This is a genomic window from Xenorhabdus littoralis (assembly GCF_033949345.1).
Classification (GTDB): Bacteria; Pseudomonadota; Gammaproteobacteria; order Enterobacterales; family Enterobacteriaceae; genus Xenorhabdus; species Xenorhabdus littoralis.
In genome coordinates, this window is the sequence record NZ_VCDP01000049.1 from 23,233 (window position 1) to 36,701 (window position 13,469).

General features: G+C 40.2%; 13 protein-coding genes and 1 pseudogene. 5 read left to right on the forward strand and 9 right to left on the reverse strand.

Annotated elements, in window-relative coordinates; translation table 11 throughout:
• The first annotated feature begins 60 nt into the window (after positions 1 to 60).
• A complete protein-coding gene (locus tag FE394_RS19950; RefSeq protein ID WP_419836339.1) occupies positions 61 to 210 on the forward strand; it encodes a zinc-binding dehydrogenase in 150 nt (49 codons plus the stop codon).
• A 246-nt stretch (positions 211 to 456) separates the two neighbouring features.
• On the opposite strand, the gene FE394_RS12710 is transcribed toward FE394_RS19950, so the two are convergent.
• The 8 genes and pseudogenes from FE394_RS12710 to guaB all read right to left on the reverse strand — a co-directional run bounded on the left by FE394_RS12710 (position 457) and on the right by guaB (position 8,095).
• Entirely contained in the window at positions 457 to 1,080 is a 624-nt protein-coding gene (locus FE394_RS12710) for a hypothetical protein (RefSeq protein ID WP_319926747.1), read from the reverse strand.
• Positions 1,081 to 1,383: 303 nt separating this feature from the next.
• A complete protein-coding gene (locus FE394_RS12715; protein ID WP_319926748.1) occupies positions 1,384 to 1,716 on the reverse strand; it encodes a hypothetical protein in 333 nt (110 codons plus the stop codon).
• Between the two features lie 552 nt (positions 1,717 to 2,268).
• Entirely contained in the window at positions 2,269 to 2,865 is a 597-nt protein-coding gene (locus FE394_RS12720; protein ID WP_319926749.1) for a Thoeris anti-defense Tad2 family protein, read from the reverse strand.
• Positions 2,866 to 3,350: 485 nt separating this feature from the next.
• Positions 3,351 to 3,641, reverse strand: coding sequence for a NadS family protein (nadS, locus tag FE394_RS12725; RefSeq protein ID WP_319926750.1), 291 nt, complete (start codon positions 3,639 to 3,641; stop codon positions 3,351 to 3,353).
• Positions 3,634 to 3,954 (reverse strand): annotated as a pseudogene (locus FE394_RS12730) (type II toxin-antitoxin system RelE/ParE family toxin). The gene nadS and the pseudogene FE394_RS12730 overlap by 8 nt, the downstream one beginning before the upstream one ends.
• Before the next feature lie 136 nt (positions 3,955 to 4,090).
• The gene (locus FE394_RS12735) at positions 4,091 to 4,510 is read right to left on the reverse strand and encodes a hypothetical protein (RefSeq protein ID WP_319926751.1); all 420 of its coding nucleotides are present in this window, start codon (positions 4,508 to 4,510) and stop codon (positions 4,091 to 4,093) included.
• A 460-nt stretch (positions 4,511 to 4,970) separates the two neighbouring features.
• Positions 4,971 to 6,548 (reverse strand): glutamine-hydrolyzing GMP synthase, encoded by a 1,578-nt coding sequence (guaA, locus tag FE394_RS12740; protein ID WP_319926752.1) that lies wholly within the window; start codon positions 6,546 to 6,548, stop codon positions 4,971 to 4,973.
• An 80-nt stretch (positions 6,549 to 6,628) separates the two neighbouring features.
• On the reverse strand, positions 6,629 to 8,095 hold the full coding sequence (gene guaB, locus FE394_RS12745; RefSeq protein ID WP_319926753.1) for an IMP dehydrogenase: 1,467 nt from the start codon (positions 8,093 to 8,095) through the stop codon (positions 6,629 to 6,631).
• A gap of 173 nt (positions 8,096 to 8,268) precedes the next feature.
• Here guaB and xseA point away from each other — a divergent pair, with 173 nt between their 5' ends.
• The 4 genes from xseA (at position 8,269) to FE394_RS12765 (ending at position 11,050) form a co-directional block, all read left to right on the forward strand.
• A complete protein-coding gene (gene xseA / locus FE394_RS12750) occupies positions 8,269 to 9,630 on the forward strand; it encodes an exodeoxyribonuclease VII large subunit (RefSeq protein WP_319926754.1) in 1,362 nt (453 codons plus the stop codon).
• A gap of 410 nt (positions 9,631 to 10,040) precedes the next feature.
• A complete protein-coding gene (locus FE394_RS12755) occupies positions 10,041 to 10,262 on the forward strand; it encodes a hypothetical protein (RefSeq protein ID WP_319926755.1) in 222 nt (73 codons plus the stop codon).
• Between the two features lie 88 nt (positions 10,263 to 10,350).
• A complete protein-coding gene (locus FE394_RS12760) occupies positions 10,351 to 10,578 on the forward strand; it encodes a hypothetical protein (RefSeq protein ID WP_319926756.1) in 228 nt (75 codons plus the stop codon).
• A gap of 241 nt (positions 10,579 to 10,819) precedes the next feature.
• Positions 10,820 to 11,050, forward strand: coding sequence for a hypothetical protein (locus tag FE394_RS12765; protein ID WP_319926757.1), 231 nt, complete (start codon positions 10,820 to 10,822; stop codon positions 11,048 to 11,050).
• 116 nt (positions 11,051 to 11,166) lie between these two features.
• Here FE394_RS12765 and FE394_RS12770 read toward each other — a convergent pair whose 3' ends face one another.
• On the reverse strand, positions 11,167 to 13,422 hold the full coding sequence (locus tag FE394_RS12770; protein WP_319926758.1) for a TonB-dependent receptor domain-containing protein: 2,256 nt from the start codon (positions 13,420 to 13,422) through the stop codon (positions 11,167 to 11,169).
• Positions 13,423 to 13,469 lie beyond the last annotated feature (47 nt).

The following is a 13,469-nucleotide window of genomic DNA, read 5'->3' on the forward strand; positions in this document are numbered from 1 at the left end:
AGCGGTTCTCTTTGGGGGCGGAATAAGTAAACGGGGGAAGAACATGCACATCATGGGGCAATTCTGCATAACCTGATTAGTTATGTGGAAGAAGGAAAATTATACCCTGTGCTCAGTGAACATCGTTTTATCCTCGATATGGCCATTGAAGCCCACGATCTTGTAGAACAAAGATCTGCACAGAGAAAAGTTGTTATTGATATTGTTTAATAATTTCACAACCGCAAAAGGCAGCAACTAAAGTAGGTGCCTGTTAATTCTGTGTTCTTTGTTTAGGGAACTGGTAATGATATTAAGATAATCAAGTACGATACGATGACCGAGAATAGAATAATAGTTAGTAATTGAAAGTTCTGAAAACATTGCGTCCTATTGTTTTTGTGTACAATTGTTTTCGTGTACATCCAGAATGGGCAGATGATTTATTTCACACTATTACCAATATGGAAGAGAAATTTATAGCATTTTTTTGCGGTTTGATCTCCAACGATATCTAGGCCAATAGAAACTAAATAATACCATCAGTAAGGTCAATGGGGAGCCACAGAAAAAGATGATGTCATCAATAGGAAAACTATGCTTGTCTGAAATCACATAAAGCCCTGCTGCTTTAAACAAATATACCAGAATCCAAGTTATAGAGACTTCATGCCACACATTGGTATACAACGGAGTGCCATAGATAGAAATGGTTTTTAACCTTGGCATGGCTTGCTCTGCCATTCTTTGCACAGCAGGTCGTCCCAATAATGAATAAAAACCGAACACCGCTACAACAGAAGCAGCACCACTAACAGAACGGAATATTTCTTCATTTTTGATATCAAACAGCGTATGCCCATGAATATAAAGATAGTGACTAATACCGGACACAAGGAGTAGCACAATAACCACCCAAACACCTTGGGTCTTGCTAATAAATTTGAGAATAATTGAGTATAAACTCGTCAGAAGCAAAGCGGCACCAACACCGCCAAATCGGAACGCAATATTATAAAGCGCTATAGGTATAACGATAGTCATTACCGCATCACGCGATACTAAATAACGCCAGATAGACATAGGTCGCTGTTCACTCATAATGATGCCTCTTCGCTCAATGCAAGTAGCATTTATGAATAACATCGAAAAAGGTCATTTTCAACTAACAATTATATGGCATTTTTATTTTTTGGTTTATTTCATAACATTTGTTTATCATTTTTCTGTTCAAGGAAAACTCTGTAAATATAAAAACAACTATTGACAACATAGGCTTTGAGACTTAAATCGTATAAATTCTGATAACATCATTTATAAGTCTTTTGGTCCAACTGGAGAATATTTAAGACAAAGTACAACACCCTATCATCACAATAAATCAAGTAGAATGCGCTAAACAGATTATAATTTACCGTCAGCCATTATTTGCTGTAGATTTCCTATGAACTGGTCATTCATTGGTCCCATTCCGCGATGCCAAGGATCCATTAAGGCGGAATTCATTCGATTTTGTGTAAAAACTTCAATGGAATGACACTTTTCCATATCTATCGAACCCTCTCTAGATGCTATCTCGTTCTGTATTCTGATGGTGATTTCACCGTTATCAGAGTTTTCTCCAAGAGCACGGCAGAGGTCGCCGTTGCTGAGTAATACAAGATGATCTGTTGGCACCTTCCCGATAGAACATCCTGCAATAGCAAATACAAACAGTAATGGTAATTTTTTTATCATTTAGAACTAATCCATTAATCCATAAAAACAGAACGGCAGTATATCCACGAACAAAGAGAAAATATATTCACTCGTTTGATTCTAAATAACTTTTATATATAGCCTTAAACTGTCTTCTTCTGGCAAGGGATGTGAAAGGCAATTTTCCAGCAGCTATAGCAATAAGCATCACACATTTCATGAGGAACTCTCTGAAAAAACACCCTGCAAGCATACTACTTACAGGGTAGAGGTGACTTTCTCATAAGACTAGCCTGAAACACAATTGAATTTAGGGTGTAAGTGGTTCAGAACTCCAAGTACAAGAGAATCGCGCGCGTTTCCCTACTTTTGTCTTTATTACCTCAATAAGTTTCCTTAATCCATCACTTTCATTACTATTATGATAAATAAGTACCCCATAAGCACCTCCAGATGAGACATTTGGCACCATCGGCGTAGAGGCTAAGCCCCTAGTATTAATATAATAAAGTACATCATCCAATTTTATATAAAAATAATAATTCTTAACTAGATGACTTATCATTTCAGCCTTTTCAATATCCGGAACCACTATCTGTCACCGGCCTTCCACAGTACCCAATCACACGCCATTAAATCGCCTTGCGTAGGTGTCCAGGATTGAGACTGACCATATTTGAACATCTTCTCAATCTGGGCAATTTCTTCACCTCCGCCGGGTTTCTCTGATTTCTGGCTAAGATAGAGATAACCGTCAGAAACATCCCAATCTTTGCGGTGTACTTTATTCCCTAAAAACACTTGGATAAGTGCCCAGGGCAATGAACCCATGATAACCGCTAAGGTGTATTGACCCAGGTTAAAGGGGCATGAAATATCCGGCTTATTATCTTCTTTTAACCGTACCCAATCACATTCCACCATATCATCCTGCGTCGGTGTCCAAATACTGGCACCATTTTTTTTATCGTACCTTTCAAGATTTGGCCCAAATCCGGGCACAGAAACCAAGCGCACATTGTCATCTGCTGTTTTCCAGCTACTGCGATGAATTCTTCCGCCTAAATACACCTGAATCATTGCCCACGGGAATGAGCCGTGGAAAGGAATCTCATTACTTTTATATTGTTCAGGATTGAATGGGCATTTAACCGCTGTATTCATTTCTGGTTTATTCACTTCAGACATAAATCCCTCACTTATTATTTATTAACGTTCACAGTCATTTCATTCCACTAATAAACAACCAGTTAATATTACTTAGGGGGGGGTTATTTCAATATAGAGCAATAAAGCAGTAACAAATACGCCTTAAAATCTGGTGGTCTATTTTAAAATCCGATTATCTACCATCATAAATATGGGTTGGCGTGTAAACTCAACGGATACTGCTAACAGTATTTTTTATCAAATAAGGAATAATAACTGCCCCTAAAAAAACACCTTGCAAGCATACTTACCAAACGCCAGCGTTTCTCTGCATCCATTAATTCAGTAATCATGTCAAAACAGGACTATACCTGATTTTGTCATAGCTACACACAGGCTGTCATAGTCAGAAAGGATGAAGAAATTAATAGACTTAAAAAAGAAGCAGCAGAACTACGTAGTTCATTAAAACTTTCAGAAACTGATAGATTCATGAAAATCAGTTAACAATCGTGAAATGTTACTTACATAGATAACGCTTTTAGAACATGAATAGGGTCTTTTTCTATTGCCCTTAACAAGGCTTTCGCTGGCCCTGTTGGCTCTCGTCTCCCTTGCTCCCAGTTACGAAGAGTTCCAACATTCACAGAAATTAATTTAGCAAAACCCGCCTGACTTAAACCGGTTGCCTGACGAATGTTTTTTACTTTCACTGCTTCAAAGAGAGTCTTGCGAGAAGCGTCTCGCTCACCATTCATGATCTCGTTCATCTGCGTCATACTTTCAGTGAGTCTGGAAAATAATTTGCTATCCATTGTTACCACCCCCCTCATTTAATGTTCTCAAGACTTTCTTTTCTGATTCGCCAAGGTCATCTTTGACGCTTTTTTATAAATCAGCAGTAACCTGATATGTGAGGCATCCACTTTGTAGTAATAGATAACGCGCACACCGCCTCGTTTACCTTTACCTAGATGACCACCTGACTTTACGCAAGCCTCCAGTGTGCTGAATAACATCACCCACAGCGGGATTATCTGCAAGATATTGCTGAAACTCACGGTATTCATCATCACTTAGCAGCTCTTTGCAGTCTTCAGTGAAGATAGGGGTTTCAATGAATATCATATATCAGTACACCATTGGCGCATGTTTGGATTAATATTAGACACCTTTAACGTGTAAGTCAATGACGCACAGATAAGAAGATTGAGGAAAGAATAAGCCCCGTGATGGAGCTGGTTGGCTTTTAAAGGAATTATTTTCACTCTTTTTTGCAGTTAGTGAGCTGCTGCATTATGCCGTCATAACGCGGATTACCAATCGTAATTGTCGCAATACCATAGTGAGGGAAAAAATCTTCACTAAATTCACCATCATCATATTTAAACTCTCTTTCTGACATCAGCTTCCTGCCATTCGGTGCTACTGGCGGTGCGGTCATAGCCATCTCATGACCGACATAATCGCCCGATTTCATCCCATGAATCGTCATAATCCCATTTTTAAAAGTCATTCTGGCTTTTACTACCGATAGCGGGAAAGAATATTCACTTCCTTGCTTCGCTACCTCAGCATTAACTGTCAGGCCTATTTTGCAGAAATATACGCCATTATATTCACTGTAGTTCTCGCCGCATCCCGTTAAGGCAAGCAATGCACATGCTATTAGTCGTTTTTTCATTCCATTATTCCTTGTTTGTGGTTAGTTCATGGAAAAACTGTTATTTCCCATGACTACTGGATAATTTATTATCCCAGTACTTTATTTTGCTGATAAATGTTTCATGAATTTCACTAGAGCGTGTTGATGTTTTGTGAGGGGGATCTGAACAGCATGATGATTTGGTATAATGACTTTCGCCAAAAAACAATCAGATCTCACCATCATTCCGTGAACTATGTTTATGTTAACAGACCCCGCTTGGGATAAGCTATCTGCATTACCAAGACCTTCCCACGGCAGTAGTATTCACCTTGAGTAAGTCACTTCCACAATGCTTGCATCTTATATTTTGCAATACCGTCAAAAATGTCATGCTGGTAGGGTGTGATTTGGTGGGGCTTGGAAATGAAAAGACCCTGAAATCAGGGCCTTAATTAGAAAATCATGATGATTTGGTGAGGCTTGGGAAGGCGCTAAATCATTCCCATTCGATCGTTGCTGGTGGTTTACCGCTGATATCATAGACTACCCGCGAGATCCCACCGACTTCATTGATGATTCTGTTCGACACACGACCCAAGAAATCATATGGCAGATGTGCCCAGTGAGCAGTCATAAAGTCAATGGTTTCTACCGCGCGCAGGGAAACAACCCAGTCGTATTTACGACCATCGCCCATGACGCCTACGGAACGAACCGGCAGGAATACGGTAAATGCCTGACTGACTTTATGATACAGATCCGCTTTATGCAGTTCTTCAATGAAGATAGCATCAGCACGACGCAGCAGGTCACAATACTCTTTCTTCACTTCACCCAATACACGAACACCAAGGCCCGGACCCGGGAATGGGTGACGATACAACATCTCATATGGCAGACCCAGTTCCAGACCGATACGACGAACTTCGTCTTTGAACAGCTCTTTCAGCGGTTCAACCAAGCCCAGTTTCATATCTTCCGGCAGGCCACCTACGTTATGGTGAGATTTAATAACGTGCGCGTTACCTGTTGCAGATGCAGCGGATTCGATCACGTCCGGATAAATCGTGCCCTGTGCCAGCCACTTAATCTGAGTTTGTTTCGAAGCTTCTTCATCAAATACATCAATGAAGACGTGACCGATGGTTTTACGTTTAGCTTCTGGCTCATCAATTCCGGCCAATGCAGACAGGAAGCGATCTTCTGCTTTGACATGGATAATGTTCAGGTCAAATTTACCTTCAAACATTTCCATCACCTGATCCGCTTCGTTCAAACGCAACAAGCCGTTGTCTACGAAGACACAAGTCAAGCGCTTACCAATTGCACGACTCAACAACAATGCCGTAACAGAGGAATCCACACCACCGGACAGTGCCAGAATAACCTGATCATCACCAATCTGGGTACGCAGACGTTCTACGATATCGTCAATAATAGAAGCAGCTGTCCACAGCGCTTCACATTGACAAATGTCCAGTACAAAGCGTTTCAGGATATTCAAACCCTGGTGAGTATGAGTCACTTCTGGATGGAATTGCACACCGTAAAAGCGTTTTTCATCATTTGCCATAATGGCAAACGGGCAAGTATCAGTGCTGGCAACAGTTGTGAAATCAGCCGGAATAGCGGTTACTTTGTCACCATGACTCATCCATACATCCAACAAAGGCTTGCCGGACTCGCTCAGGGCATCCTGAATATCACGGAATAATTCACAGTTATTTTTGATTTCAACCTGAGCATAACCAAATTCACGCTCGTCAGAATTGGAAACCTGACCACCCAATTGCATGGACATGGTTTGCATGCCATAACAAATCCCCAACACGGGTACACCTGCGTTAAAGACATACTCTGGTGCGCGTGGGCTATTGTTTTCAGTTGTACTCTCAGGACCGCCAGAAAGGATGATACCGTTCGGGTTAAATTCGCGGATTTGCTCTTCAGTGACATTCCATGTCCAGAGTTCACAATAAACACCAATTTCACGAATGCGGCGGGCAATCAGTTGAGTATATTGCGAACCAAAATCAAGGATCAGAATGCGATGCTTATGGATATTAGTTGTCATTTGAGGTGAATTCCAAAAACAAGTGGCAATTAAAAAAATAAAGAGAGCAGTGGCCCGATAACGGGCCACTCTAAAATAAATTACAGACCTAAACGATAGTTTGGTGATTCTTTGGTAATAGTCACATCATGAACATGACTTTCCTGAATACCCGCACCACTGATACGAACAAATTCTGCTTTAGTTCTCAGTTCATCAATGGTTGCACAACCCGTCAGACCCATACAGGAACGCAGGCCGCCCATCTGCTGATGAACGATGCTTTTAAGCAGACCTTTATAAGCCACACGGCCTTCAATACCTTCTGGTACCAATTTGTCAGCTGCGTTATCAGTCTGGAAGTAACGGTCAGAAGAACCTTTGGACATCGCGCCCAGAGAACCCATTCCGCGATAAGATTTGAACGAACGGCCTTGATACAGCTCGATTTCACCCGGAGATTCTTCTGTGCCAGCCAGCATTGAACCGACCATTACACATGCAGCACCCGCAGCGATTGCTTTAGCAATGTCACCAGAGAAACGGATACCACCATCAGCAATAACAGAAATACCCGTTCCTTCCAACGCTTCAACTGCATCTGCAATCGCCGTGATTTGAGGAACACCAACACCGGTTACGATACGGGTTGTACAAATGGAACCAGGGCCGATACCTACTTTCACCGCGTTCACACCCGCGTCTACCAGCGCTTTAGCGCCTTCACCAGTCGCGACATTACCGCCGATGATTTGCAGGTTAGGGTATTTAGCGCGGGTTTCACGAATGCGTTGCAAAACACCTTCAGAGTGACCGTGAGAAGAATCGATCAACAGTACGTCCACACCCGCAGCGACCAACGCATCAACGCGTTCTTCGTTGCCAGCGCCTGCACCAACCGCAGCACCAACACGCAGACGACCCTGCTCATCTTTACACGCGTTTGGTTTACGCTCTGCTTTCTGGAAATCTTTCACAGTGATCATGCCAAGCAGGTGGAAGTTATCATCAACAACCAGCGCTTTCTCAACACGTTGTTCGTGCATTTTCTGCAAGACAACTTCACGGGCTTCGCCTTCTTTTACTGTCACCAGACGCTCTTTCGGTGTCATCACGGCAGTCACTGGCTGATCTAAATCGGTAACGAAACGCACATCACGACCCGTAATAATACCAACCAGTTCATTCTCTTCTGTCACAACAGGATAACCTGCGAAGCCATTACGCTCGGTCAGTTTGTGAACTTCACGCAGAGTCGTTTGTGGCGTCACAGTGACAGGATCGGTAACAACACCGCTTTCATGCTTCTTCACACGACTGACTTCTTCAGCCTGGCGCTCAATCGACATATTTTTATGAATGAAGCCAATGCCCCCTTCCTGAGCCAGTGCGATTGCCATTGAAGATTCCGTCACGGTATCCATGGCTGCTGAAAGCATAGGAACGTTCAGGCGAATAGTAGAGGTTAATTGAGTAGACAGATCCGCTGTGTTAGGCAGGACTGTAGAATGGGCAGGAACCAACAGAACATCATCAAAAGTTAATGCTTCTTTTTTAATACGTAACATGGGCAATATCTCACCAAGCAATGGGGCAATAAGAGGGATAAAATATTGCCGCGGCATTATACAGGCCGAAATCGGTTGCCTCCAGCATTTTCTGAAAAAAATTCTTGATTAGTCATACAAGAAGATTAATATCGGTTAATTAAGTCCTTGTTTTAAAATTTGATCTGGCTCACATGTCACTACCTACCAATACCGGAATTTTTTCTGTCAGCCGCCTGAATCAGACGGTTCGCCAGCTATTGGAGCTGGAAATGGGCAGAATTTGGCTTTCTGCTGAAATGTCCAATTTTTCTCAGCCATCATCAGGACATTGGTACTTCACATTAAAAGATGAACGTGCACAAATTCGTGCCGCTATGTTTCGCAGTCACAATCTCAGGGCAACATTTCGTCCACAAAATGGCCAACAGGTGTTGGTTCGGGCACAAATTACCCTGTATGAGCCTCGGGGTGACTATCAGCTAATCGTGGAAAGTATCCAACCTGCCGGTGATGGATTGCTACAACAACAATTTGAAGTGTTGAAGCAAAAACTCACCGCAGAAGGTTTATTTGATCAGATCCATAAGAAACTACTGCCCTCACCGGCAAAGCGACTTGGCGTTATAACCTCGGCCAGTGGCGCAGCGCTGCACGATATCCTCAATATCTTGCAACGCCGTGATCCCTCCCTGCCAATTATCATTTACCCCACCGCAGTTCAGGGTACCGAAGCGCCCTTACAGATTATTCGGGCAATTGAGCTGGCAAATGCGAGGCAAGAGTGTGATGTTCTGATTGTCGGACGTGGCGGCGGATCACTTGAAGATTTGTGGTGCTTTAATGACGAACACGTTGCACGGGCAATATTCCAGAGCCGTATTCCTATCGTCAGTGCTGTCGGACATGAAACGGATGTGACAATTGCGGATTTTGTCGCTGATCTGCGTGCACCTACTCCTTCTGCGGCGGCAGAACTGGTTAGCCGTAATCAAATCGAATTATTAAGGCAAGTGCAGTCCCTGCAACAACGGCTCGAAATGGCGATGGATTACTTCTTCGCCCAAAAACAACGGGTATTTAATCTATTGCAGCATCGGCTTCAACAACAACGTCCTGATTTGCGATTGGCGCGCCAGCAAAATCATTTGAGTGAGTTACGACAAAAGCTGATTGATGCCTTTTTACGTAACCTAAAACAGCATTCAATTTCGTATGAAAAAGTTAGTCAACGGCTGTTACAGACTCACCCTGAGCGAGAAATCCGACACTATAGCCAATCTATCCAACAACTTGATTTTCGTTTAAAACAAGCTATTGAGCGACAATTAGGACGCTATCGGGAAAAATTTGCCGTTTCCTGTTCACGAATGGAAGCGGTTAGCCCACTGGCGACACTGAGTCGTGGTTACAGTATCAGCGAAGCGTCTGACGGAAAGTTGTTGAAACAGGTTAAGCAGGTGAAAGTTGGGGATGCGCTGAAAACGCGGTTGCAGGATGGCTGGGTTGAGAGTCAGGTGACGCAAGTGAAGAAGACCCGTAAGAAAAAAAATTAAATTACGGTAATGTGAATAATTTTAGATTAATAAGGGGTTTAGATTAAACTTTCGCCCCTTATTTTTATTTTTTTAACTTTGTCGGTTGATGAATGATGAATTTATCCTACACTGAAAAGTAAGGATGCTGACTATTATTCAAATAATTACTGCCGGACTGTTTTAGAAAACTTTTATATAATTGATTGCTATTATTATCTAAGTACACAGCACATTCCTTAAGATAACACCGCTTTCATTTATAATTTCCAAAATACTCTATTTCAAAAAAGCAGCATAGATAAGCACTCTTAATTTGGTTTTTTCTCACCACTTATTATCAATGATTTTCATAAATATATATTTTTTTAAAAAATATTTTCATATGATCATTACATAGTAATATTACACAAAAAAATAGTGAGTAGATTATGAACGAACTAGACAAAGCAGTAATTCCTAATATTTTTTGGGATGATCTGATTTACATTGCCAACGGATTTTCAGAGATGTCACAAGCTATATTTAATGCACTTAAATATTCTGGTCATATATCTGATGAAGTAGTAACCCGTATAAACAAATCCATCCAGGATGGCTTCGATGGTCTTATTAAAACTCTTAATGACCAAAAATCAGACTCTAACTCTTAATGATTAAAAAACATTAAATTAATAAAATATGATTTTCACAAGCCATACGATGAAATTATTTATTACTCTTATAAATAACGAGGTAATTATGAGTACACTAACACAAGAACAGGAATCTTCAGTCTTGCCTGATGCTTTTTGGATAGCCATAAGTGATTCAATTAATGGATTTAAAAAATGTGTAACTGGAATTATTGCTGCAATAAAATGTATGACTAACGTTCCTAATTCGCTAATAAAAATATTAATTTCCAGTGTAGACTCAGTTGTCCTTTTCCTAAATCTTATTGTTGATGTTTTAAAAAAATTTTACTGATTCAGTAGGTATTAGAATATGCTATATCAATTACTTACTCCTTGCGTAGCGAGGAGTAAGTAATCTTCATAAGCTAATTTAGCCCGTTAACACTGATACTATTTTTATATAGCATCAACCTGATAAAATAAGAAGTAAACTCATTAACCATTCTGGCTAATTTGCTAGAGTGGTTGTTTTAATTATCTGTCATGTAACTATTTACTATCAACACACACAAAAAATAAATTACGAGTAAATCATGAAGAAAGCTATAAATACAGAAAAAAAACCTTTTATCACTAATGATTTTTGGAAAAGTATGGAGGCAGTAGTAAGTGGATTATCTATAACAGTTAAAAATATCATTAGTACCTTGAGTGAACTCGGAGTGATTTCTCATGGCTTGGAGATTACTATTCGAATGATTATATCTTCAATAGCAACAGCCATTAACTTTTACTTTGAAAGTAAAATAAATCAAGAGTATTAAAAAATCCTTCCATAGAAAAATGATAGTTTTCTTTTATGGATTTTATTTTAATATTGACAAGATACTATAAAAATAGCGGTAATCTCTTACCGCTATTTGATTTCATTCTAATTTTATTAAAAACGAATCTCAGCACCCATCACGTAGGTTCTGCCACGGGCTGTTTGAGCTACAGCATCCCCACTCGATATATTTGCTGAAGAATTCATACGATTCAAAGCATCAGCGTAGTTTTTGTTAGCTACATTCTGTATTGAAAATTTAATCAAAATATTCTTATTTATTTGATAATCTGTATATAAATCAACAATAGTCGGTATCTTATTATCTTTGACCATTTTCTCACTGATATCCCAATCCCCATCGACAGCTGGATCTTGGTGATAAGACCGGCCTGTATATTTAACTATTGCACCAACACGCATTTTTTCTTCCAGTAAACGAACACCAGTATCTAATGTCATATAGCTCTCTGGTAACTGAGAAGCAGAGCTTGTCCCCATAATAGTTGCTGCCTGTGAAGCAGGCTGTTGTGTTTTCTGCTGACTATAGGCTAATGAACTATAAAATACACCTGCATCATAATTAACCGCTATTTCATAGCCTTTCATAATAACTGGAGTCAGGCTATTAGTATATATATACGTATTAACATCTGCACTTACTGCATTTTCCTCTTCTGCGGTTTGAGTTCCATCCAATTTACACATTTTCTTCTCACCACAGAGTGAATAAAAATCACCATTTATGTAATTTTTAATTTTTGTATGAAATATTGTTGCTTTCAGACGGAATGTATCTCCATCAACAATTAGATTTGGGCGATAACTATTAAAACCAATTTGATAAGTGTCCGCTATTTCTCCTTTGAGGAAAGGATTGACAGAATTACCTTCTCCACCAGGATAAAATACTTCCTGAATATTTGGTGCTCTCATTGAATGAGTATAACTCAAAAATGGCTGAAATTCAGGTATAATTTCTGCTGATAACAGAACACTTGGATTAAAAGCGCGATCTTTTAAGCTCACTTGTGCAGACCCTTGAGGGAAACAGGAAATTCGAAGATCACAGTCTGGTTTAAATCCCTTAAGGCTATAATCTAAATAATTCAGCCCTAAATCGGCAGTATAAATACCATGTTCTATTTTGAGCCGGCTATAAATACTGGCAATATTTTGTTCTCCGCCTGGTGAAAACTGATTATTTTCTTCTTTTACTGTATTATCAGCACCAACACCAATGAGTGTTTTCTTTTTATATTCAGTGTGCATCAATTTACTGCCAAGGGTAAATGCAAAATCAGTATCACCATAATTAAATCGACTGGTATTTTTAACATTAATAGCATTAGATTTATTATGCGACTCAGTCCTACCTAAACCAGGTATAGAATCCATCTGCAACATCTGGTCGCCACGTCCCGTACTAAGCAGCACCTCAGTATCAATTAATTCACTAAATGGTGTGTAATGATATTTTAGGGAGTAATCATAACTATCAACATGGCGTTTAGTGAATTTATTATGATAAAAACGTCCAGACAAATCTAAATCATGAAATTCATTTGGTTTAATATTTATTTTCATCAATTGTGAGTTTGGTTTTTGTTTAAATGTATTATCCGTACCAAACTCTTCACTGCTGATACCCATGCCATTTTTATAATGAGCATCAATACTGTGACCGCTCACAGCCAGCATAGCACCAATAGAACCTTCCGGACTGAATGCCTGCGTTTTTCCCGCAATTGCAATCATGCCATTTTTACCGATGCCATTAGTACCATAGCTTGATTTAGTCCATATGCCCAGATTATCGCCTTCAAAAATAACATCATCAATCCCAATTGTGCGGAAATTAGCACTTCCGACCAGCGCATTGACTGAACTGCCATCGTTAGCCTGTCCACGGTCAATATCTGTTCGTATAATAAAATTAGGATCAATCAAAGTACCAAACTGATTATACGGTTGGCTACCATGAGAAAACTCACTCGGTGCTATACCATAAAAACTCTGGCTAACGCCATCCACCATCATATTGACACGACCAAAACCGCTTAACCCACGGACGTTAACGCTCACTGTTCCCTGACTGGCATCCATTTGGGTATAAGTCCCCGGTAAACTACGCAGCACACTATCCATCGATTCCAATTTATTATCTTCACCCACAGAACTATAAGCACCCGGTTTTTCCATTGCCTGAACTTGTGGGGAGTTTTTATTATCCTGAGCTCCTGAAACTTTCAAACTGCTGAACCGCACAACTTTTTCTTTTTTATTGCTATCCGTATTTTCAGCATAAGCGATTCCCTGGAGTCCCATCAGCACAGCGCTGACTCCAGCTATTTTTGCTACAATTTTCATTAACCTTACCCTAAATAGAAGAATATTTATTGTTGTTCACATTGCTT

Coding starts and splice junctions, on each gene's coding strand:
- FE394_RS12765 (WP_319926757.1), top strand. CDS start 10,820: ATGAAGAAAGCTATAAATACAGAAAAAAAACCTTTTATCACTAATGAT.
- FE394_RS12755 (WP_319926755.1), top strand. CDS start 10,041: ATGAACGAACTAGACAAAGCAGTAATTCCTAATATTTTTTGGGATGAT.
- FE394_RS12710 (WP_319926747.1), bottom strand. CDS start 1,080: ATGAGTGAACAGCGACCTATGTCTATCTGGCGTTATTTAGTATCGCGT.
- guaB (WP_319926753.1), bottom strand. CDS start 8,095: ATGTTACGTATTAAAAAAGAAGCATTAACTTTTGATGATGTTCTGTTG.
- FE394_RS12770 (WP_319926758.1), bottom strand. CDS start 13,422: ATGAAAATTGTAGCAAAAATAGCTGGAGTCAGCGCTGTGCTGATGGGA.
- FE394_RS12720 (WP_319926749.1), bottom strand. CDS start 2,865: ATGTCTGAAGTGAATAAACCAGAAATGAATACAGCGGTTAAATGCCCA.
- FE394_RS12735 (WP_319926751.1), bottom strand. CDS start 4,510: ATGAAAAAACGACTAATAGCATGTGCATTGCTTGCCTTAACGGGATGC.
- FE394_RS12715 (WP_319926748.1), bottom strand. CDS start 1,716: ATGATAAAAAAATTACCATTACTGTTTGTATTTGCTATTGCAGGATGT.
- nadS (WP_319926750.1), bottom strand. CDS start 3,641: ATGGATAGCAAATTATTTTCCAGACTCACTGAAAGTATGACGCAGATG.
- FE394_RS12760 (WP_319926756.1), top strand. CDS start 10,351: ATGAGTACACTAACACAAGAACAGGAATCTTCAGTCTTGCCTGATGCT.
- xseA (WP_319926754.1), top strand. CDS start 8,269: ATGTCACTACCTACCAATACCGGAATTTTTTCTGTCAGCCGCCTGAAT.
- guaA (WP_319926752.1), bottom strand. CDS start 6,548: ATGACAACTAATATCCATAAGCATCGCATTCTGATCCTTGATTTTGGT.